The organism is Aquabacterium sp. J223 (genome assembly GCF_024666615.1).
Lineage (GTDB): Bacteria > Pseudomonadota > Gammaproteobacteria > Burkholderiales > Burkholderiaceae_C > J223.
On sequence record NZ_CP088297.1, the window covers coordinates 4,449,877 to 4,470,441 of the forward strand.

A 20,565-nucleotide genomic window follows, 5' to 3' on the forward strand; every position below is an offset into this window, starting at 1 on the left:
GTCGGCCCCCTCGCTCAGGCCAGGTCCGGCGACAGCGGCATCTGCACGCTGCCGTCGATGAACTTCTGCGGCCCGGCGGCGCTGGGGTTGATGTCGAAGTCGAAGATCTGCGTCGGCAGCCACAGCGTGGCGCAGGCGTTGGGCACGTCGACCACGCCGCTGATGTGGCCCTGCACCGGCGCCGTGCCGAGGATGCTGTACGCCTGCGCGCCGGAGTAGCCGAACTTCTTCAGGTACTCGATGGCGTTCAGGCACGCCTGGCGGTAGGCCACGTTCACGTCCAGGTAATACTGCTTGCCGCTCTCGTCGACGCTGATGCCCTCGAAGATGACGTAGTCGTTGTAGGTGGGCGTGATCGGGCTGGGCTTGAAGATCGGGTTCTTGATGCCGTACTTGGCCATGCCGCCCTTGATGAGCTGCACCTTCATGTGCACCCAGCCGGCCATCTCGATGGCGCCGCAGAAGGTGATCTCGCCGTCGCCCTGGCTGAAGTGCAGGTCGCCCACGGACAGGCCCGCGCCGTCGACGTAGACGGGGAAGAAGATCTTCGAGCCGCGCGACAGGTCCTTGATGTCGCAGTTGCCGCCGTGCTCGCGCGGCGGCACGGTGCGCGCGCCGGTGGCCGCGGCCTTGGCCTTGGCGTCGCCCGTCAGCTTGCCCATGTGCGCGGTGCCGGCGAAGGGCGGGTTGGCCAGGCCGCTGGTGGCCGGGTCGGAGTCGATCAGCGCCTGCTCGCGCGTGTTCCACACCTCCAGCATCTTCGGGTCGGGCAGGCAGCCGATCAGGCCCGGGTGGATCAGGCCGGCGTACTTCACCCCGGGCACGTGGCGCGAGGTGGTGAACATGCCGTGGAAGTCCCAGATCGACTTCTGCGCCTGCGGGAAGTGCTCGGTGAGGAAGCCGCCGCCGTTCTTCTTGCTGAAGAACCCGTTGAAGCCCCACAGGCTGTCGTCCTTGGCGCCGATGTCGAGCAGGTCGACCACCAGCAGGTCGCCGGGCTCGGCGCCGTGCACGCCCACCGGACCCGACAGGTAGTGCACCGTCGTCAGGTCGATGTCGCGCACGTCGTCGGCGGAGTCGTTGTTCTTGATGAAGCCGCCGGTCCAGTCGTAGGTCTCGAGCACGAAGTCGTCGCCCGGCTTGACCCAGCAGGCCATCGGGATGTCGGGATGCCAGCGGTTGTGCACCTTCTCGTTGGTGGGCGCGGGCTGGCTGAGGTCGACCTTGATCAGGGTTTCGGGCATGAGTGCTCCTCGCTCGGTGAATAGGGGGATCAGACGGAGAGGTAGGCCTTGATGCGGTCCGCATCCGTGCCGGCGCGCGAGGTCTCGTGCACCAGCCGGCCGCCTTCGATGACGAAGAGGCGGTCCGCCACGTCCATCGCGAAGGACAGCACCTGCTCGCTGACCACGATCGTGATCTGCTTCATCTTGCGGATCTCGTTCAGCGCCTTGGCGATGTCCTTGATGATGGACGGCTGGATGCCCTCGGTGGGCTCGTCCAGCAGCAGCACCTTCGGCTCGGTGACCAGGGCCCGCGCGATGGCCAGCTGCTGCTGCTGGCCGCCGGACAGGTTGCCGCCCTTGCGCTTGCGCATGTCCCACAGCACGGGGAAGAGCGCGTAGATCTCCTCGGGCACGCGCTTGGACTTGGCGTTCTCCAGCCCGGTCTCGATGTTCTCCAGCACGGTCAGCGTGGGAAAGATCATCCGGCCCTGCGGCACGTAGGCGATGCCGCGGGCCACGCGCTGGTAGCTCTCCAGCCTGGTCACGTCGTTGCCGTCGACCTCGATGCGGCCGGCCTTGGCGGGCAGCATGCCGATCAGGCTCTTGAACAGCGTGGTCTTGCCCATGCCGTTGCGGCCCATGATGGCCACCGTCTCGTTGCGGTTGGCCTCGAAGCTGATGCCGTGCAGGGCCTGGCTCTGGCCGTAGGCGACGACGAGGTCGTTGACTTTCAGCATGTCGTCGCTCCTCAATGGCCAAGGTAGACGTCGATGACCTTGGGGTCGGCCTGCACCTTCTCCATCGGCCCTTCGGCGAGGATCTTTCCCTGGTGCATCACCGTCACCTTGTGGGCGATCTTCTTCACGAAGTCCATGTCGTGCTCGATGACGATCACGCTGCGGTTCTTGCAGATGCGCTGCAGCAGGTCGGCGGTGAGCTCGCGCTCGCGCGCGCTCATGCCGGCGATCGGCTCGTCGAGCATCAGCAGCTCGGGCTCCTGCATCAGCAGCATGCCGATCTCCAGCCACTGCTTCTGGCCGTGCGAGAGCAGGCCGGCCTCGGTATGCAGGCGGTCGGTCAGGCCGATCTCGGCGGCCACCGACTCGATGCGCGACCGCACCTCCGGACCGCAGCGGAAGGCCAGCGCGCCCAGCACCGAGCGCCCGCCGGGGAAGGACACCTCCAGGTTCTTCCACACGCTCAGGTTCTCGTAGATCGACGGCGTCTGGAACTTGCGGCCGATGCCCAGCCGCACCCGCTTGTGCTCGGCCATGCGGGTGAGCTCGGTGTTGCGGAACTTGATGCTGCCGCCGCTGGCCTTGGTGCGACCGCAGATCAGGTCCAGCAGCGTGGTCTTGCCGGCACCGTTGGGGCCGATGATCACGCGCAGCTCGTTCTTGTCGACGTACAGCGTCAGTTTGTCGATGGCCTTGAAGCCGTCGAAGGAGACCGTGAGGTCTTCCACTGCGAGCGCGAAGTCGGTGTTGCTCATGGGTGCCCCTCGGTCGTCGAGTACGCCGACCGATCCCCCGAGGGAATGCGGACCGGCTTGGAAGCGGCCCGGCGCTCGGCCCGCTTCGCTTCATTGATCACGTGCGTCTCCCTCAGGCGCGCTGGCCGCTGATGCCGGACGGCAGGTCGGCCGGCTGCGACGGCCGCGGCGGCGCGGGCGGCAGCGGGTAGCTGGCCTGGGCGGCGGCGATCTGCGCCCGGTTCTGCAGCCGGGCGGCCTGCTTGCGCTGCCACCAGGGCACGATCTTCTGGCTCCACACGCCGGCCAGCCCGTCGGGGAAGGCCATCGTCACGCCGATGAACAGCGCGGCCATGAGGAACAGCCACAGGTCAGGGAAGCTTTCGGAGAAGAAGGTCTTGCCGGCGTTGACCAGCAGCGTGCCGTACACCGCGCCGACCAGGCTCATGCGGCCGCCCACCGCGGCGTAGATCACCATCTCGATCGACGGCACGATGCCGACGAAGCTGGGCGACATGAAGCCCACCTGCAGCGTGAACATCGCCCCGCCGATGGCCGACAGCGCCGCCGCCAGGCAGAAGGTGAAGACCTTGAAGTTGGCCACGTCGTAGCCGGAGAAGCGCACCCGGTCCTCCTTGTCGCGCATCGCCAGCAGCAGCGTGCCCAGCTTGCTCTTCTGGATGACGATGCACAGGGCGATGCTGGCCAGCAGCAGCGCGCAGCAGACGAAGTAGAGGATGTAGCGGGCGCTGTCGGTGCGGATGTCCCAGCCCAGCAGCGTCTTCAGGTCGGTCATGCCGTTGACGCCGCCGGTGTAGCCCTGCTGGCCGATGATCAGCACGGTCAGGATCAGCGCCACCGCCTGCGTGATGATGGCGAAGTACACCCCGCCGACGCGCCGCTTGAACATGGCGAAGCTGATCAGCCAGGCCAGCGCCACCGGCACCGCGATGACGAGGATGAGCGACAGCGGCAGGCTCTTGAACGGCAGCCAGAAGGCGGGCAGCTCGGTGAGCTGGTTCCAGTCCATGAAGTCGGGGATGCCCGGCGTGGACTGGATCTTGGTGCTCTCCGGGTCGCTGGCCTCCAGCTTGAGGAACATCGCCATCGCGTAGCCGCCGAGGCCGAAGAACACGCCCTGGCCCAGGCTCAGCACCCCGCCGTAGCCCCACACCATCACCAGGCCGATGGCGACGAAGGCGTAGCTCAGGTACTTGCCCACCAGGTTGAGGCGGAAGATGTCCAGCGACAGCGGCAGCACCACCACCATCAGCACCCCCAGCAGCACCAGGTAGCCCAGGCCGGACCGCTTCATGAACTCGTGCAGGGCCTTCATCGATTCAACTCCGGTTGCTCAGCGACGGACCTTGGCGGCGAACAGCCCCTGCGGACGCATCATCAGGATCAGCACGATCAGGCTCAGCGTCAGCACCTTGGCCATGGAGCCGGTCATGAAGAACTCGCTGACCGACTGCGTCTGCGCGATGCCGAAGGCCGAGGCCACCGTGCCCAGCAGGCTGGCCGCGCCGCCGAAGGTGACGACCAGGAAGGCGTCGACGATGTAGAGCGAGCCGCTGGTCGGCCCGGTGGAGCCGATGGTGGTGAACGCCGCCCCGGCGACGCCGGCGATGCCGCAGCCGATGGCGAACGTCAGCCGGTCGGTGTTCTTGGTGTTGATGCCGGTGGCGTTGGCCATCGGCCGGTTGGCCACCGTGGCGCGCACCCGCAGGCCCCAGCGGCTCTTGTACAGCGCGACCAGCACGCCGGCCGTGACGACCGCGGTGAGCGCCAGCACGAACAGGCCGTTGATCGGGATGTCCAGTCCCTCCTGCGGCGCCCAGGAGCCCATCAGCCAGTCCGGCAGCGTGGGGCTGACCTCCTTCGGGCCGATGAAGGAACGGAAGCACTGCTGCAGCGCCAGCGACAGCCCCCAGGTGGCGAGCAGGGTGTCCAGCGGCCGCTTGTACAGGTGGCGGATGAGCGCCCACTCGGCCAGCCAGCCGCCGACGAAGGCGAAGCCGAAGGCGGCCACGATGGCCACCGGGAAGTACGCCTGCATGAAGCCCGGCGCGTACTTCTCGGTCAGCGTCGAGCCGAGGAAGATGGTGTAGGCGCCGATGGTCATGAACTCGCCGTGCGCCATGTTGATGACGCCCATCTGGCCGAAGATGATGGCCAGCCCCAGGCCCATCAGCAGCAGCACCGAGAACAGGCTGATGCCGGCGAAGCCCTGCATCAGCGCGATGTTCCACATCTCAGCAAGCGTCATGTGAGCCCCTCGTCCGGCGAGCGGGCCGGCCGATCCCCGAGGGGATGACGGGCCGGCCTGGGAGCGGGCCGGCGCTCGGCCCGCCCATTTCGTTCAACACGGGTGCCGTTCGCACCCACCGATCACTGGTAACCCTTGGGGAAGGGGTCCGGCTTGATCAGGTTGGGCGACTCGGCCACCACCTTGAAGGTGGCGTCGGGCATGCCCATGGCGATGCGCGACTTGCTCCACAGGTGGTGGTTCTCGTCGACCTTGACGTAGCCCTCGGGCGCGGTCTTCAGCTCGATGCCGGGCGAGGCCTTGACCACCGAGTCGACGTCGAAGCTGCCGGCCTTCTCCACCGCCGCCTTCCACAACCACGGGCCGAGGTAGCCGGCCTGGGTGACGTCGCCGATCACCGCCTTCGGGCCGTAGGCCTTCTTGAAGGCGTCGACGAACTTCTTGTTGTTCTCGTTGTCCAGCGTCTGGAAGTACTTCATCGAGCTGTAGAAGCCGGCGAAGTTCTCGCCGCCGACACCGGTCATCTCGTCCTCGGTCACCGACAGCGTGAGCAGGAACTGCTTGTCGCCGGTGATGCCAGCCGCCTTCAGCTGCTTGTAGAAGGCCACGTTGGAGCCGCCCACCACCGCCGCGAAGATGCAGTCGGGCTTGGCCACCTTGATCTTGTTGATCAGGGAGTTGAAGTTGGTGTGGCCCAGCGGGTAGTACTCCTCGCCGACCACCTTGCCCAGCTTGCCCACCGTCTCGATGTGCTTGCGGGCGATCTTCATCGAGGTGCGCGGCCAGATGTAGTCGCTGCCGACGAGGAAGAAGGTCTTGGCCTTCTTCTCCTTCGAACCCCAGTCCAGGCCGTAGAGGATCTGCTGCGTCGCCTCCTGGCCGGTGTAGATGACGTTCTTGCTCTGCTCCAGGCCTTCGTAGAAGGTGGGGTAGTACAGCAGCCCGTTCTCCTTCTCGAACACCGGCAGCACCGCCTTGCGCGAGGCGCTGGTCCAGCAGCCGAAGACGCAGGCCACCTTGTCGTTGACCAGCAGCTTCTTGCTCTTCTCCGCGAAGGTGGGCCAGTCGCTGGCGCCGTCCTCCTTGATGACCTTGATCTTGCGGCCGAGGATGCCGCCCATGGCGTTGATCTGGTCGATGGCCAGCTGCTCGGCCTGGATGGAGCCGGTCTCGCTGATCGCCATCGTGCCGGTGGCCGAGTGCAGCTGGCCCACGGTCACCTCGGTGTCGGTGATCGCCAGCTTGGTGGGGTTGACCTTGGCGGTGGGGAACTGCTGCGCCAGGGCCACGGCGGGCAGGCCGGCCAGCGGCAGTGCACCGGCGGCCTGCAGCAGGCGGCGGCGCTTCAGGTCGGGATTCTCGGCATGGGACATTCGGGGCTCCTTCTCCGTCGGACAGTGCGAAAGCGATGGGCCGCACTGTCGTGCCCGGGGGCGCCGGGCCGAATACGTCAATCGACGCATAGGCCGTCCGGTCCGGTTCTTGCGAACGTGCGCCGGACCTCCCATGACACACCGCATTCACCGCCCCCGCGGGCCGAGCGCCGGGCCGCTCCCGAGCCGGCCCGCATCCCCCCGGGGTCGACCGACGGAGCCGTCGGGCGAGGGCCTGACATGAGCGCGACGACATGAGCGCGACGCCCTCCCAGATCATCCGCATCCGCCGCGACTACAACGCCTGGGTCGCCAACGAGACGCTGGAGGACTACGCCCTGCGCTACACGCCGCGGGCGTTCCGCAAGTGGTCGGAGTGGCGGGTGGCCAACACCGCGCTCGGGGCGGTGTCCTTCCTGGCGCTGGAGGCGATCGGCGGCGCCATCGCGCTCAACCACGGCTTCGCCAACACGGTGTGGGCCATCCTGGTGGTGGGGCTGGTGATCTTCGCCACCGGCCTGCCCATCGGCTACTACGCCGCCAAGTACGGCGTGGACATGGACCTGCTCACCCGCGGCGCCGGCTTCGGCTACCTGGGCTCGACGCTGACCTCGCTCATCTACGCCAGCTTCACCTTCATCTTCTTCGCGCTCGAGGCGGCCATCATGGCGCTGGCCCTGGAGATGGCCTTCGGCTGGTCGCTGGTGTGGTGCTACATCGTCAGCTCGGTGGTCATCGTGCCGCTGGTGACGCACGGCATCACGCTGATCTCGCGCCTGCAGGGCTGGACGCAGCCGGTCTGGATCGTGCTGCTGCTGTGGCCCTTCGCCTGGCTGCTCATCGAGCAGCCCGAGCTGTACCGCGACTTCACCACCCTGGCCGGCCGCAGCACCGGCAGCGCCGGCTTCGAGCCGCTGGCCTTCGGCGCCGCCGCCACCGTCGCCTTCTCGCTGGTGGTGCAGGTGGGCGAGCAGGTCGACTTCCTGCGCTTCCTGCCCGAGAAGACCCACGCCAACCGCGGGCGGTGGTGGGCGGCGGTGCTGCTGGCCGGCCCCGGGTGGGTGGTGCCCGGCATGCTGAAGATGCTGGCCGGCGCCTTCCTCGCCTTCCTGGCGCTTCAGGTGGAGATCCCGGTGGAAAAGGCCATCGAGCCGACCCGCATGTACCTGGCCGGCTTCACCGCCGCCATCGGCGCACCGGGCCTGTCGCTGGCGGCCACCGTCATCTTCGTCATCGTCTCCCAGGTCAAGATCAACGTCACCAACGCCTACGCCGGCTCGCTGGCCTGGAGCAACTTCTTCGCGCGGCTGACGCACAGCCACCCCGGCCGCGTGGTGTGGGTGGTGTTCAACGTGCTCATCGCCGTGCTGCTGATGACGCTGGGCGTCTTCCATGCGCTGGAGCAGGTGCTGGGGCTGTACGCCAACGTCGCCATCGCCTGGGTCGGCGCGCTGGTGGCCGACCTGGTGATCAACAAGCCGCTGGGCCTGAGCCCGCGCGGCATCGAGTTCAAGCGCGCCTACCTCTACGACCTCAACCCGGTGGGCCTGGGCAGCATGCTGGTCGCCACGGTGCTGGGCATGGCGGCGTTCGGCGGGCTGCTCGGCCCGGTGGCGCAGGCCTTCGCGCCCTTCATCGCGCTGGTCACCGCGCTGCTGGTCTCGCCGCTGCTGGCCTGGGCGACGCGCGGCCGCTTCTACCTGGCGCGCACGCCGGACCAGCCCGGCCGGCCCGGCGAACTCGTCACCTGCGCGGTGTGCGAGAACCGCTTCGAGGCCGAGGACATGGCGTCCTGCCCGGCCTACCGGGCGCCGATCTGCTCGCTGTGCTGCACGCTGGAGTCGCGCTGCGACGACCGCTGCAAGACCCGATCGCGCGCGGCCGAGCAGGTGCTCGACTTCACCAGCCTGCTGCTGCCCGCGCGCCTGGCCGAGCGCATCAACCTGCGCGTGGCGCACTACAGCGTGGTGCTGCTGTCGATGTGCGGCCTGCTGGCCACCGTGCTCGGCCTGGTCTATGCCCAGGAACGGCTGGTGCTGCCGGCCGACGCGCTCGGCGAGGTCTTCGTCAAGATCTTCGCGCTGATGGCGCTGGTGGCCGCGGTGGGCGCCTGGTGGGTGGTGCTGGCGGCCGAGAACCGGCGCCTGTCGCACGAGGAATCGCAGCGCCACAACGCGCTGCTGCAGCAGGAGATCGACGCCCACCGCCGGACCGACGCCGAACTGCAGCGCGCCAAGGAAGCCGCCGAACGCGCGAGCAACGCCAAGACCCGCTACGTCGCCGGCATGACGCACGAGCTGCGCACGCCGCTGAACAGCATCCTCGGCTACGCCCACGTGGCGCTGAAGACGGCGCCGCCGGTCGGCCGGGTGCGCGACGCGCTGACCACCATCCACCGCTCGGCCGAGCACATGCACGCGCTGGTCGACGGCACGCTCGACCTGGCGCGCATCGAGGCCGGCCGCCTGCGGCTGGACACCGGCCCCCTGCCGCTGCCGGCCTTCCTCGACGAGGTGGTGCGCATGGTGCGGCCGCAGGCCGAGGCCAAGGGCCTGGCATTCAGCCTGGCCACCAGCGGCCGGCTGCCGCCGTGGGTGAAGGCCGACGCCAAGCGGCTGCGCCAGATCCTCATCAACCTGCTCGGCAACGCGGTGCGCTTCACCGACCAGGGCCAGGTCACCCTGCGGGTGGACTGCCGGCGCGAGGTGGTGCGCTTCGACGTCGAGGACTCCGGCAGCGGCATCGCGCCGGAGGACCAGGAGCGCATCTTCCTGCCCTTCGAGCGCGGCAGCGCCGGCCGCCGCGCCACCGAGCCCGGCACCGGCCTGGGCCTGACCATCACTCACCTGCTGACCGACCTGATGGGCGGCGAGCTGACGTTGCGCAGCGTGCCCGGCCAGGGCAGCACCTTTTCGGTCCGCCTCTACCTGCGCGAGCTGCATGGCGACGCGGTGCCGCCGCTGCAGGACGTGGCCACGCTGCGGCCGGTCACCGGTTACCGCGGCCGGCGGCGCCGGCTGCTGGTGGTCGACGACCAGCCGCTGCAGCGGCAGCTGCTGGCCGCGCTGCTGATGCCGCTGGGCTTCGACATCGAGGAAGCGGCCAGCGGCACCGAGGCGGTGGCCAACGTGCGCCAGCGTGCGCCCGACGCGGTGCTGCTCGACCTGACGATGGACGACATCGACGGCTGGGCCACCGCGCGCGCCATCCGCGCCCTCGGCCACGGCACGCTGCCCATCGTCATCGTCAGCGCCAACGTGTTCGAGAACCGCGCCGAGGCGGTGGCCGACGCCGCCTGCCAGGCCTTCGTGCCCAAGCCGGTGGTCGAGTCGGAGCTGCTGGCCGCGCTGGGCAGCGCGCTCAGCCTGCAGTGGGTGCACGAGGCCCCGCCGGTGATGGGCGCGCTGGCGTCCACCCTGGCCTCCGCACCCTCGTCGGCCAGCGCGCCCCCCTGCCGGCGCACCTGCGCCCGGCGCTGCGTCAGCTGGCGCGCCTGGGCCATGCGCAGGGCCTGCGCCGCCAGCTGGCCGAGATCGCCGAACACCACCCCGCGCTGACCGCCGAGTGCCGCCAGCTCGAACGGCTGGTCGAGCGCTTCGACTTCACCGGCCTCATCGACCGGCTCAAGGAGCCGGCGGACGCCTGACCCTGCGGGCACGCCCGCCTGCACGCCGCCTGGAAACCCGCCCCATGCTTGCCGAACCCGAAGCCCGCACCGACCCCGCGAACACCACCCCCGCGCCGGGCAGCGCCGGCGTGGTGCTGGTCGTCGACGACGCCCCCGACACCCTGCGCCTGCTGTGCGACGCCCTGGCCGACGACGGCTACACCGTGCTGGTGGCCGGCGACGGCCACGACGCGCTCGACCGGCTGGAGCTCGCGGTGCCCGACGCCATCCTGCTCGACGCGGTGATGCCCGGGCTGTCCGGCTTCGAGGTCTGCCGGCGGCTCAAGGCGCAGCCGAGCTGGGCCCATGTGCCGGTGATCTTCATGACCGGCCTGTCCGAGACCGAGAACATCGTGGACGGTTTCGACGCCGGCGGCGTCGACTACGTGGTCAAGCCGATCAAGGTGCCCGAGGTGCTGGCCCGGCTGGCCACCCATGTGCGCAACGCCAAGGCCACCCGCCTGGCGCGCGAGGCGGTGGACGTCGGCGGCCTGGGCGTGGTGATGCTCGACGCCCGCGGCCGCATCGCCTGGCATTCGCCGCGGGCGCAGGGCTGGCTGCAGGACGCCTTCGGCGAGCCGGGAGCCGGCGCCGCCTGGCTGTCCGCCGCGCAGGGCGACGCGCCGCTGCGCCAGCCGCGGCCCGACGGCAGCCAGCTCGTCGCCCGCCAGCTCGGCGCCGCCGGCCTGGGCGAATCGATGTGGCTGCTGCACACCGAAGCGGCCGGCAGCGCGCAGGACAACCGGCTGGCCACCGCCGCCCTCACCCCACGCGAAACCGAAGTGCTGTCCTGGCTGGCCAAGGGCAAGACCAACCGCGACATCGGCGACATCCTCGGCATGAGCCCGCGCACGGTGAACAAGCACCTGGAGCACATCTTCGAGAAGCTCGGAGTGGAGACGCGGGCGGCGGCGGCGGCGCTGGCGAGCCGGACGCTGGGGTGAACCGGTGAACGTCGATGCCGGAGGGTCGAGGCGGACCGCCGGCTAGACTTCGCCGCCGCAGGGAGCCCGGCGTGGAACCCCAGGCCTCAACGGGAGGCCGCGGCCCACCTCACCATGACCTTCCACTGCGACATCGGCCACGCCAGCCACGCCGGCCGGCGCGCCCGCAACGAGGACTTCGCCGGCGCGCTGCGCGCGGAACCGCACGAGGCCGCGCGCGGGCTGATCGCCGCCATCGCCGACGGCGTCTCGGCCGGCGGGCAGGGCCGGCTGGCGGCGCAGACGACCGTGATGGCGCTGCTGCAGGACTTCTTCGCCGCGCCCGCGACCTGGGAGACCACCGTCGTCCTCGACCGGCTGATCGGCGCGCAGAACCGCTGGCTGGCGGGCCTCAACGCCCAGCGCGGCCAGGCCGACGGCGCCACGGCGATGACCACCCTCACCGCGCTGGCGCTGCAGGGGCACGGCTTCACCGTGGCGCATGTGGGCGACACCCGCTGCTGGCGGCTGCACGGCGACGGGCTGCAGCCGCTGACGCAGGACCATGCGCTGTCGCACCCCGACCTGCGCAACGGCCTGAGCCGCGCCATCGGCCTGGAGGACGCGGTGCGGGTGGACTACCTGCAGGGCGAGCTGGCGGTGGGCGACCTCTTCGTGCTGACCACCGACGGTGTGCACCGCACGCTGCCGCCGGCGCGCATCGCCGCGCTGGCCGCCGACCCGACGGGCGATGCGCAGCGGGCCAGCCAAGCGCTGGTCGACGCGGCGCTGGCCGCCGGCAGCCACGACAACTGCAGCGCGCTGGTCATCCGCGTGCTCGGACTCGACACCGCCCGGCTCGACGACGTGGTGCAGCGGCTGCGCCACCTGAGCGCGCCGCCGCGGCTGAAGGTGGGCGCGGTGATCGACGGGCTGACCATCACCGCGCTGGTGGCCGACAACGGCGTGCACCGCCTGTACCAGGCGCGCGACGGCGACGGCCGGCTGGTGGCGCTGAAGACGCTGCACGAGGCCCGGGCCCACGACCCCGAGGAGCGCGCCATGCTGGCCCACGAGGCCTGGCTGGGCGCCAGGGTGACCGAACACGACGGCCGCGGCCTGGTGCGGGTGGTCGAGCCGCAGGGGGCCACCGCGCTGTACACCCTGTTCGACTGGCACGGCGGCCAGACGCTGGCGCAGTGGCTGGCGCAGGGCCGCCGCTTCAGCGTGGCCGAGGCGGTGGACGGCGCGCTGCAGGTGGCGCGCACGCTGGGCCGGCTGCACCGCCAGGGCGTGATCCACCGCGACGTCAAGCCGGAGAACCTGCACCTCGGCGACGACGGCGGCTGGCGGCTGCTCGACCTGGGCGCGGCGCTGTCCGGCCAGGAGCCCGCGGCGCAGCGCGAGCTGCACGCCGGCACGCCCAGCTACATGAACCCCGAGCAGTGGGACGACGGTGGCCGCGCCGATGCCGGCAGCGACCTCTACGCGCTGGGCGTCACGCTGTACCGCTGGCTCACCGGACGGCTGCCCTACGGCGAGGTCGAACCCTGGCAGACCGGCCGCTACCGGCGCGACCCGGTACCGCCGTCCCGGCTGCGGCCCGACGTGCCGATCTGGCTCGACCACCTGGTGCTGAAGGCGGTGGCCCGCGACGCGCGGCTGCGTTTCGAGACCGCCGAGGAACTGGCCCTGGCCCTCGAACGCGGCGCCTCGCGCCGCCTGCCGCCGCCGCCGGCCACCCCGCTGATCCGCCGCGACCCCGCGCTGCTGTGGCAGCTCGCGCTGGCGGTGTCGCTGCTGTTCAACGCGCTGCTGATCGTGTGGCTGCTGTTCCTGCCGCGCTGACCGGACGGCTGCCCGGCGCCGCGCCGCGCGCGCGACCCCCCTTCTCCGCCCAGGTCCGCGTCCACCGGATCTGCACCCGGCGCAGCATCACCAGCATGACCACCGCCAGCACCGCGAAGGCGACGAAGCCCCAGAGGTAGGTGCCGGTGTGCTGCTGCGACAGGCCCATGGCGTTGGGCAGGAAGCCGCCGCCGAGCGCCCCGACCTCGCCGATCATCGAGCCGGCCACCGCGGTGGTCAGCGGCCAGCGCAGCGGCACCAGCTGGAACAGCGCGCCGTTGCCGGCGCCCAGCGCCGCGAAGCACAGCATGAACAGCAGCGTGGTCAGCGCCAGCGAGCCGCCGGCGAAGCCGCACAGCACCAGCGTCACCGCCACCAGCACCAGCACGCCCGACAGGGTGGTGATGCCGCCCAGCCGGTCGGACACCCAGCCGCCCAGCACCCGCACGCCCGAGCCCATCAGCGTGGCCAGCATGGTGAGCTGGCCGGCCTCCACCTTGGTCACCTTGAACTGGTCGTGGTAGTAGGTCGGCAGGAAGCTGGCCAGGCCGATGAAGCCGCCGAAGGTGACGACGTAGATCAGGCTGAAGGCCCAGCCGTCCTTTTCGAACAGGCAGGCGATGTGCTCGCGGAAGGTCTGGGGCTCGCGGTCGGGCGGCTCCTTGGCGGCGAACCACATCACCGCCAGCGGCAGCAGCATGGTCAGCGCCGCCAGGCCGTAGACGTTCTGCCAGCCGAACTTCATCGCCAGCGGCGGCGCGAACAGCACCGCCAGCACGGTGCCCGAATTGCCCGCGCCGGCGATGCCCATCGCCAGCCCCTTGTACTTGGGCGGGAACCAGCCGCTGCCCAGGCTCAGCGCGACGCCGAAGCTGGCCCCGGCGATGCCCAGCAGCACGCCCATGGCCAGCACGCTGTCGTAGCTGTCGACGAAGACGTAGCCGAAGACCAGCGCCGCGACGATCAGGCCCATCTCCACCATCGCCGCGTTCTTGCGGCCGATGTACTGCGCCAGCACGCCGAGCGGGAAGCGCATCAGCGCGCCGGCGAGGATGGGCACCGAGACCATGAAGCCCTTCTGCGCCGGCGACAGGTTGAACGCCTCGCCGATGAACGGGCCCATGGCGCCGTTGAGCACCCAGATGGCGAAGCAGAAGTCGAAATAGAGGAAGGACGCGAACAGCGTCGGCCCGTGGCCGGAGCGCAGGAAGTCGGAGAAGCGGGTGGTCATGGCGCGGGGTGGGGTGCAAGGCGGTGCAGGGTCGCCCGCCGAGGTCGGCAGGGCGCTGACCCGACAGGGCGGACGGTGTGCCAGGCGCCGGACCGACGCGGTCGTCGGCCTGCCGGACCGGGCCACCGCGGCTGCTCGAAGCGGGTGGCGGGCACATCGTCGTGCGGTCGGCCGGGGGCGCCAGGTCGGGCACGGCGCTGGGCCCGACGTGGATGCGCCAGGGGCTGCAGCATCCGTGCCATCGGCGGCTGCAGGCGGCGGCCGAGGGCGTGCACTATGCTCGGCGCCCTCCGCCCGCCCGAGCCCATCCCGCCCGAGAAAGACCGCCGCATGGTCGCCGTCCTGCTGGCCGCCCCGTCCGCCGCCCCCGACCTGCCGCCGCTGGCCGACGACCTGACCGCGGCCGGCCTGCGGCTGGCCGGTCGCACCACTTGCGACAACCTGGTGCGCGAGGCGGTGCGGCTGGCACCAAACCTGGTCGTCTGCTGGGAGCCGAGGCCGGGCCCGGCGTTCTTCCGCGCCCTGGCCCTGCTGCAGGACACGGCGCCGCTGCCGGTGCTGGTGTTCACCGACGCGCTGCAGGCCGAGGCGGCGCAGCAGGCGATGGACAGCGGCTGCCACGGCTGGGTGGTGCAGGGCTATGCGGCGGCCCGGCTGCGGCCGCTGGTCCAACTGGCGCAGGCGCGCTTCGACCACGAGCGCCGGCTGCGCGACGCCCTGCAGCAGATGACCGAGCGCTACGAGGAGCGCAAGCGCCTGTCCCGCGCCACCGGGGTGCTGATGAAGGCGCGCGGCCTGTCGGAGGACGAGGCCTTCGCGCTGCTGCGCCGGTCGGCGATGAACGCCCGCCACTCGGTGGCGCAGGTGGCGCAGCAGGTGATCGACACCGCGCACGACGCGCAGGCCGTCAACCGCGCCGGCCAGCTGCGCATGCTGTCGCAGCGGCTGCTGAAACTGCAGGCGCTGGCGCGCACCGGCACCGAGGCACCCGCGGCCCGCGCGCTGCTGCAGCAGAGCCTGCAGCGCGCCGATCAGCAGGTGGCCCAGCTGCAGAAGACGCTGTCCGCCGCGACCTTCGGCGACCTGCTGCAGGCGGTGGCCGATGCGCTCTCGGCACTGCGGTCCGCGCTGCAACCGGAGCCGACGGCCGGGGCGCAGGCGGACGGCGCCGACCTGCTGGCGGCCGACGCCGTGGGCGAGCGGCTGTTGGAGGAGGCCGAGCGCCTCACCGCCGCGCTGCAGGCGGCCGGTCCGGCGGCGCCGCTGCGGGTGGTCAACCTGAGCGGGCGCCAGCGCATGCTGTCCCAGCGCCTGGCCAAGCAGGCGCTGCAGGCGCTGCTGCTGAAGGGCGACGCCGCGCGCCAGGCGGCCGAGGCGGCGGACGCGACGGTGCAGCAGTTCGTCGCCGCGCTGGCCGAGCTGCACGCGGCACCGCTGTCGAGCGACGAGATCCGCGCCTCGTTGACCGCGCTCGACAGCGAATGGGAGCGGCTGCTGCAGGGCGTGCGCGCGGTGGACACGCCGGGCGGCCGGCTGCAGCTGGCGCAGGCCAGCGAATCGCTGCTCGACGCGCTGGAACGGCTCACCGCCGACTACGAGCGCAGCCTGTCGGTGCTGATGGGCTGACGACCGTCCCAGGGCATGGCCGTTGCCGGATGGCCGATGCCCGGCGCCGTTTCGCGCCGCGAGGAGACAGCCATGCAACAGCAGAACCCCCAGGGCGGCGGCGTCCGCGACGACGATCGTGCCACCGCCAAGGGCCCGAAGGACGACGCGCCGGTCGGCGGCGGTGCCAAGGGCCCGGCCAGCGGCAAGGCCGGCCAGGGCCAAGCCGACCACGCCGGCAGCGGCAACAGCCTGGGCGACGGCCGCACCGCCGGCGGCGCCGACCGCGAGGCGGAGCGCGACCGGCTGACCGGCGGCAAGGGCTGAGGCCGCCCCGGTTCAGGCCGGCGGTTCGGCCCCCCGCGGCCGGCCGGCGGCGATGAGCTTCAACGCCCGGCCGGCGGCGGCGGTGCGCGTCTCCACGCCCAGCTTCGCGAAGACGTGCTCCAGGTGCTTGTGCACCGTGCGCGGCGACAGCGACAGGATGTCCCCGATGTCGCGGTTGGTCTTGCCCTGCACCACCCAGTGCAGCACCTCGGCCTCGCGCGCCGTCAGCCCGAAGCCCTGCGCCAGCAGTTCCAGCGTGGCCTGGTCCGACTGTTCCTGCAGCACCAGCAGCCACTCGTCCTCGCCGGTGGCGGCCTGCAGGATGCAGGCGAGGCGCTGGCCCTGGCGCGCCAGCGTCAGCGGCTGCGACTCCTGGCCGGTGGCCACGCGCACCGTCTGCGCCTGCAGCCAGTCGCGCAGGTCCTCGCCCAGCACCGGCTGCATGCTGCGCGCGCCGTCGGCCTGCAGCGGCTGGGGCGTGGCCAGCGCCCAGCCGCGCAGCAGGTCGCGCGCCAGCGGCGTCTGCCAGACGATGCGGCCGTCGGCCGAGCGCACCGCCAGCGTCGCATGGCCGAAGGCGTCGAGCGCCTGCCGGGCCTGCCGTCGCTCGCGCGCCGCCTGCAGGTGGGCGGCGATGCGGGCGATGACCTCGCGGGCGCGGATCGGCTTGGTCACGTAGTCGATGCCGCCGGCGTCGAAGGCCGCCACCACATGGTCGGTCTCGGTGAGGCCGGTCATGAAGACGATGGGGATGGTGGCGGTGGCCGGCTCGGCCTTGAGCCGGCGCGCCACCTCGAAGCCGTCCAGCCCGGGCATGACGGCGTCGAGCAGGATCAGGTCCGGCCGCGCCTGCGCCGCCCGCTGCAGCGCCTGTTCGCCGTCGGTAGCCACCAGCACGGTGTAGCCCGACTCGTCCAGCGCGTCGTGCAGCACCGACAGGTTGTCGGGCACGTCGTCGACGATGAGCACCACGTCGCCGCCGCTCAGCTCCACGCGTGTCGTCGGACGACCCGCCGTGCCGGGCACTGCGGGATTCGCGGTTGGGGGGCGGCCCGGCGCGCTCATGCCGGTGCCCTCGCCAGCGCGTCGCGCAGCTCGCGGCCCAGCGCGTCGAGCTTGAAGCCGCGGGCCAGCGGCCGCAGCCGGGCGACGAAGGCGGCGCTGGCGGTGTGGGCGGCTTCGATCTCGTCCAGCTTGGCCAGCACGCCGCGCAGGTAACCCAGGTCGACGAAGGCCTGCAGCGCGCGCAGTTCGGCGGCGGGCGGCAGCACCAGCGCGGCGGCGGGCGGCGCGGCCGGCGCGGTCGTCGACGCCTCGACCCACGTCAGGCCGAGGCGCCTTGCCAGCCAGTCGAGCAGCTCGTCGCGGCGCACCGGCTTGACCAGGAAGTCCTCCGGCCGGACCGCCGGCTTCAGCCCCACCTCGTGGTCCAGGCCCTTGTCGAAGGCGTTGGCGCTGACGATGGCCAGCGGCAGGCCGTCCAGCCCGCGCTCGTGCATGGCGCGCAGGGTGGCCCAGCCGTCGAGGCCGGGCATGGCCAGGTCCATCAGCACCGCGTCGGGCCGGGGCCCGTCGGCCAGCAGCGCCAGCGCGGCGTCCCCGGAGGCCGCCTGCGCCACCTCGAAGCCCAGCGGCTCGAGCCAGCGGCGGGCCAGGTCGCGGTCGACCTCCTCGTTGTCGACCACCAGCACCCGCCGGCGCGGACCGGTGTAGCCGACGCGCGGCGGCCGGGCGCTCAGCGCCGGCGGCAGCGGCCCGTGCAGCGCCGGCAGGAACAGGCGGATGGAGAAGCAGGTGCCACGGCCGGGCTCGGAGCGCACGCTCATCTCGCCGCCCATCAGGTCGGTCAGCATCTTGGCGATGGTCAGGCCCAGGCCGGTGCCGCCGGCGCTGGCCGCGCCCGAGCTGCCGCTGCCGCGGGCGAAGGGCTCGAAGATGCGGTCCAGCTCGTCGGGCGCGATGCCGGGGCCGGTGTCCTCGATGTCGAAGCGGGCCATCTCGCGGGCGTGCGAGACACGGAACACCACCCGCCCCTCGCGGGTGAACTTCACCGCGTTGCCCAGCACGTTGATGAGGATCTGCCGCCAGCGGCGCTCGTCGGCGCGCACGGCGGCCGGCAGCTCGCCCTCGGTCTCGTGCACGAAGGCGATGCCCTTCTCGGCGGCCTGCAGCTCGAACAGCCGGGCGATCTGCTGCACCGCGTCGGCGAAGCGCATCGGCCGCGGGTCCAGCGTCAGCTTGCCGCCTTCGATGCGGGCGATGTCCAGCGTGCCCTCGATCAGCGACAGCAGGTGGTCGCCGCCGCGGCGGATGACGTGCACCGCCTGGCGCCGGTGCTCGGGCACGTCCTCGTCCTCGGCGAGCAATTGCGCATAACCGAGGATGCTGTTCAGCGGCGTGCGCAGCTCGTGGCTGATGGTGGTGATGTAGCGGGTCTTCGCCTGGTTGGCGTGGTCGGCCTGCTCGCGCGCGGCCTCGGCGGCCTGCCGCGCGTGCTGCAGCTGCAGGTCGGTGCGGCGGTGCGATTCGATCTCGCGCATCAGCGCCTGCGTCTGGCGGTTCGATTCCTCCTGGGCGACGGCGCGGGTCTTCTGCGTCAGCACCAGCCACCACACCACCACGCCCGCCAGCAGCAGCACGGCGGCGAAGACCTTGAGGTGGCCCAGCCACAGCTCGCGCGCACGGTCGGCCGACGACGCGGCCAGCAGCCCCAGCTCGTGCTGGTAGACGGCCCAGAAGGCCAGCGCCAGCAGCGGCACCACCACGCCCATCACCAGCAGGTAATGCGACAGGCCGGAGGCCAGGTAGGGCTGCACCGAACGCGGCAGCAGCCGCGTGAGCAGGCCCTGCCACTGCGTGGCCAGCCGGCCGTGCGGCTTGCACAGGTCGCCGCAGCGGGCGTCGAGCGAGCAGCACAGCGAGCAGATCGGCCCCTGGTAGGCCGGGCAGCGGGCCATGTCCTCGCCCTCGTAGGGCCGCTCGCAGATGACGCAGGTGGCGCCGTCGCCGGCCACCCTCGGCTTGCGCGCCAGGTAGTAGCGCCCGCCGGTGGCCCAGGCGATCAGCGGTGCGCTGGCGAACGCGGTGACCATGGCGATGACCGCGGAGTACGCCTGCGCCAGCGGGCCGAACGCCCCGAGGTGGGCCGCGATCGACAGCGCCGAGGCGATGCCCATGGCGCCCACGCCCACCGGGTTGATGTCGTGCAGGTGCGCACGCTTGAACTCGATGCCCGGCGGCGACAGGCCGAGCGGCTTGTTGACCACCAGGTCGGCCACCACCGCGCCGATCCAGGCGATGGCGATGTTGCCGTACAGGCCCAGCACCCGGCTCATGCCCTGGAACAGGTCCAGCTCCATCAGCATCAGGGCGATGGCGGTGTTGAACACCACCCAGACGACGCGGCCGGGGTGGCTGTGCGTCAGCCGCGCGAAGAAGTTGCTCCAGGCCAGCGAGCCGGCGTAGGCGTTGGTGACGTTGATCTTCAGCTGCGAGACGACGACGAACAGCGCGGTGATGGCGATGGCCCAGCCCAGCCGCTCGGGGAAGACGACGCCCCAGGCGGCGAGGTACATCTGGTTGGGGTCGACCGCCCGCTCGGGCGTCACCGACAGGCTGAGCGCCAGCCACGCGAGCACCGCGCCGCCGAGCATCTTGAGCACGCCGGGGATGACCCAGCCCGGCCCCCCGATCAGCAGCGCGGCCCACCAGCGCTTGCGGTTGGCGGGCGTCTTCTCCGGCATGAAGCGCAGGTAGTCGGCCTGCTCGCCCATCTGCGTCACCAGCGCGATGCCCACCGTGACCGCGGTGCCGAAGCCGAGCAGGGTGAAGGCGGGTGCCGCGCCCGGCGGCGCGTGCTCGCCGGCGTAGCCGGCGACCCGGCTCAGCAGCTGCGGGTCGTGCCAGAAGACCCAAGCGTAGGGCACCACCAGCAGCAGCAGCCACAGCGGCTGCGTCCACACCTGCAGCCGGCTGATGGCCGTCACGCCGTGGGTGACCAGCGGGATGACGACCACGGCGCAGATGAGGTAGCCCCAGGCCGGCGGGATGTCGAAGGCCAGGTCGAGGGCGTAGGCCATGATGGCCGCCTCGAGCGCGAAGAAGATGAAGGTGAAGCTGGCGTAGATCAGCGAGGTGATGGTCGAGCCGAGGTAGCCGAAGCCGGCGCCGCGGGTGAGCAGGTCCATGTCCACGCCGTAGGTGGCGGCGTAGTAGCTGATCGGCAGGCCGATGGCGAAGATCAGCAGGCCGGTGGCCAGGATGGCCCAGAAGGCGTTGACCGCCCCGTGGTCCAGCAGCAGGGCCGCGCCCACCGCCTCCAGCACCAGGAAGGACGAGGCGCCAAACGCGGTGTTGGCCACCCGCAGCGCCGACCACTTGCGGAACGACCGCGGGGTGAAGCGCAGCGCGTAGTCCTCCAGCGTCTCGCTGGCCACCCAGCCGTTGTAGTCGCGGCGCACCTTCATCACCCGCTGCACCGCCTCGCCGGCCGGGGCGGTGGGCGCGGTGCGCGGCGCGCCGCCGGGTTCGGCGACCGGCGCCACGGCGGCGCGACGGGAACAGTCCTCAGGGCACATGGCAACGACGAAGGCAAGAAACGGCGCGGCGCCGCGGGCACGGCCGCT

At 71.5% G+C, this 20,565-nt stretch carries 13 protein-coding genes and 1 pseudogene; 5 read left to right on the top strand and 9 right to left on the bottom strand.

From position 1 onward, the window contains the following. Window positions 1-14: 14 nt before the first annotated feature. From fmdA to urtA, 6 genes are all read right to left on the bottom strand, one after another. Complete coding sequence (fmdA, locus tag LRS07_RS20910; protein ID WP_260499840.1) at window positions 15-1,244, bottom strand: formamidase; 1,230 nt, start codon at window positions 1,242-1,244, stop codon at window positions 15-17. A gap of 29 nt (window positions 1,245-1,273) precedes the next feature. Further along, window positions 1,274-1,963 (bottom strand): urea ABC transporter ATP-binding subunit UrtE, encoded by a 690-nt coding sequence (gene urtE / locus LRS07_RS20915; protein ID WP_260499841.1) that lies wholly within the window; start codon window positions 1,961-1,963, stop codon window positions 1,274-1,276. An 11-nt stretch (window positions 1,964-1,974) separates the two neighbouring features. Beyond that, window positions 1,975-2,718 carry an urea ABC transporter ATP-binding protein UrtD gene (gene urtD / locus LRS07_RS20920; RefSeq protein WP_260499842.1) on the bottom strand — a complete coding sequence of 248 codons (744 nt, stop codon included), beginning with the start codon at window positions 2,716-2,718 and terminating at the stop codon, window positions 1,975-1,977. 112 nt (window positions 2,719-2,830) lie between these two features. Continuing rightward, window positions 2,831-4,033 (bottom strand): urea ABC transporter permease subunit UrtC, encoded by a 1,203-nt coding sequence (gene urtC / locus LRS07_RS20925; protein ID WP_260499843.1) that lies wholly within the window; start codon window positions 4,031-4,033, stop codon window positions 2,831-2,833. An 18-nt stretch (window positions 4,034-4,051) separates the two neighbouring features. Further along, on the bottom strand, window positions 4,052-4,966 hold the full coding sequence (gene urtB, locus LRS07_RS20930) for an urea ABC transporter permease subunit UrtB (protein WP_260499844.1): 915 nt from the start codon (window positions 4,964-4,966) through the stop codon (window positions 4,052-4,054). 122 nt (window positions 4,967-5,088) lie between these two features. Continuing rightward, window positions 5,089-6,339 carry an urea ABC transporter substrate-binding protein gene (urtA, locus tag LRS07_RS20935; RefSeq protein WP_260499845.1) on the bottom strand — a complete coding sequence of 417 codons (1,251 nt, stop codon included), beginning with the start codon at window positions 6,337-6,339 and terminating at the stop codon, window positions 5,089-5,091. A gap of 254 nt (window positions 6,340-6,593) precedes the next feature. Here urtA and LRS07_RS20940 point away from each other — a divergent pair. The 3 genes and pseudogenes from LRS07_RS20940 (at window position 6,594) to LRS07_RS20950 (ending at window position 12,777) form a co-directional block, all read left to right on the top strand. Beyond that, window positions 6,594-9,985, top strand: a pseudogene (locus tag LRS07_RS20940) (hybrid sensor histidine kinase/response regulator). 44 nt (window positions 9,986-10,029) lie between these two features. Next, complete coding sequence (locus tag LRS07_RS20945) at window positions 10,030-10,950, top strand: response regulator transcription factor (protein ID WP_260499846.1); 921 nt, start codon at window positions 10,030-10,032, stop codon at window positions 10,948-10,950. A 114-nt stretch (window positions 10,951-11,064) separates the two neighbouring features. After that, on the top strand, window positions 11,065-12,777 hold the full coding sequence (locus LRS07_RS20950) for a bifunctional protein-serine/threonine kinase/phosphatase (RefSeq protein WP_260499847.1): 1,713 nt from the start codon (window positions 11,065-11,067) through the stop codon (window positions 12,775-12,777). On the opposite strand, the gene LRS07_RS20955 is transcribed toward LRS07_RS20950, so the two are convergent. Next, on the bottom strand, window positions 12,734-14,008 hold the full coding sequence (locus LRS07_RS20955) for an MFS transporter (RefSeq protein ID WP_260499848.1): 1,275 nt from the start codon (window positions 14,006-14,008) through the stop codon (window positions 12,734-12,736). The two genes, LRS07_RS20950 and LRS07_RS20955, sit on opposite strands and share 44 nt — an antisense overlap. 330 nt (window positions 14,009-14,338) lie before the next feature. On the opposite strand from LRS07_RS20955, the gene LRS07_RS20960 reads away from it, so the two are divergent. Further along, window positions 14,339-15,634 (top strand): type IV pili methyl-accepting chemotaxis transducer N-terminal domain-containing protein, encoded by a 1,296-nt coding sequence (locus LRS07_RS20960; protein WP_312028333.1) that lies wholly within the window; start codon window positions 14,339-14,341, stop codon window positions 15,632-15,634. A gap of 72 nt (window positions 15,635-15,706) precedes the next feature. Continuing rightward, a complete protein-coding gene (locus LRS07_RS20965) occupies window positions 15,707-15,940 on the top strand; it encodes a hypothetical protein (protein WP_260499849.1) in 234 nt (77 codons plus the stop codon). 12 nt (window positions 15,941-15,952) lie between these two features. Here LRS07_RS20965 and LRS07_RS20970 read toward each other — a convergent pair whose 3' ends face one another. Together LRS07_RS20970 and LRS07_RS20975 are read right to left on the bottom strand one after the other, a co-directional pair. Next, entirely contained in the window at window positions 15,953-17,005 is a 1,053-nt protein-coding gene (locus LRS07_RS20970; RefSeq protein ID WP_409450573.1) for a response regulator, read from the bottom strand. After that, complete coding sequence (locus tag LRS07_RS20975; protein WP_409450574.1) at window positions 17,002-20,517, bottom strand: hybrid sensor histidine kinase/response regulator; 3,516 nt, start codon at window positions 20,515-20,517, stop codon at window positions 17,002-17,004. The genes LRS07_RS20970 and LRS07_RS20975 overlap by 4 nt, the downstream gene beginning before the upstream one ends. Window positions 20,518-20,565: the final 48 nt, after the last annotated feature.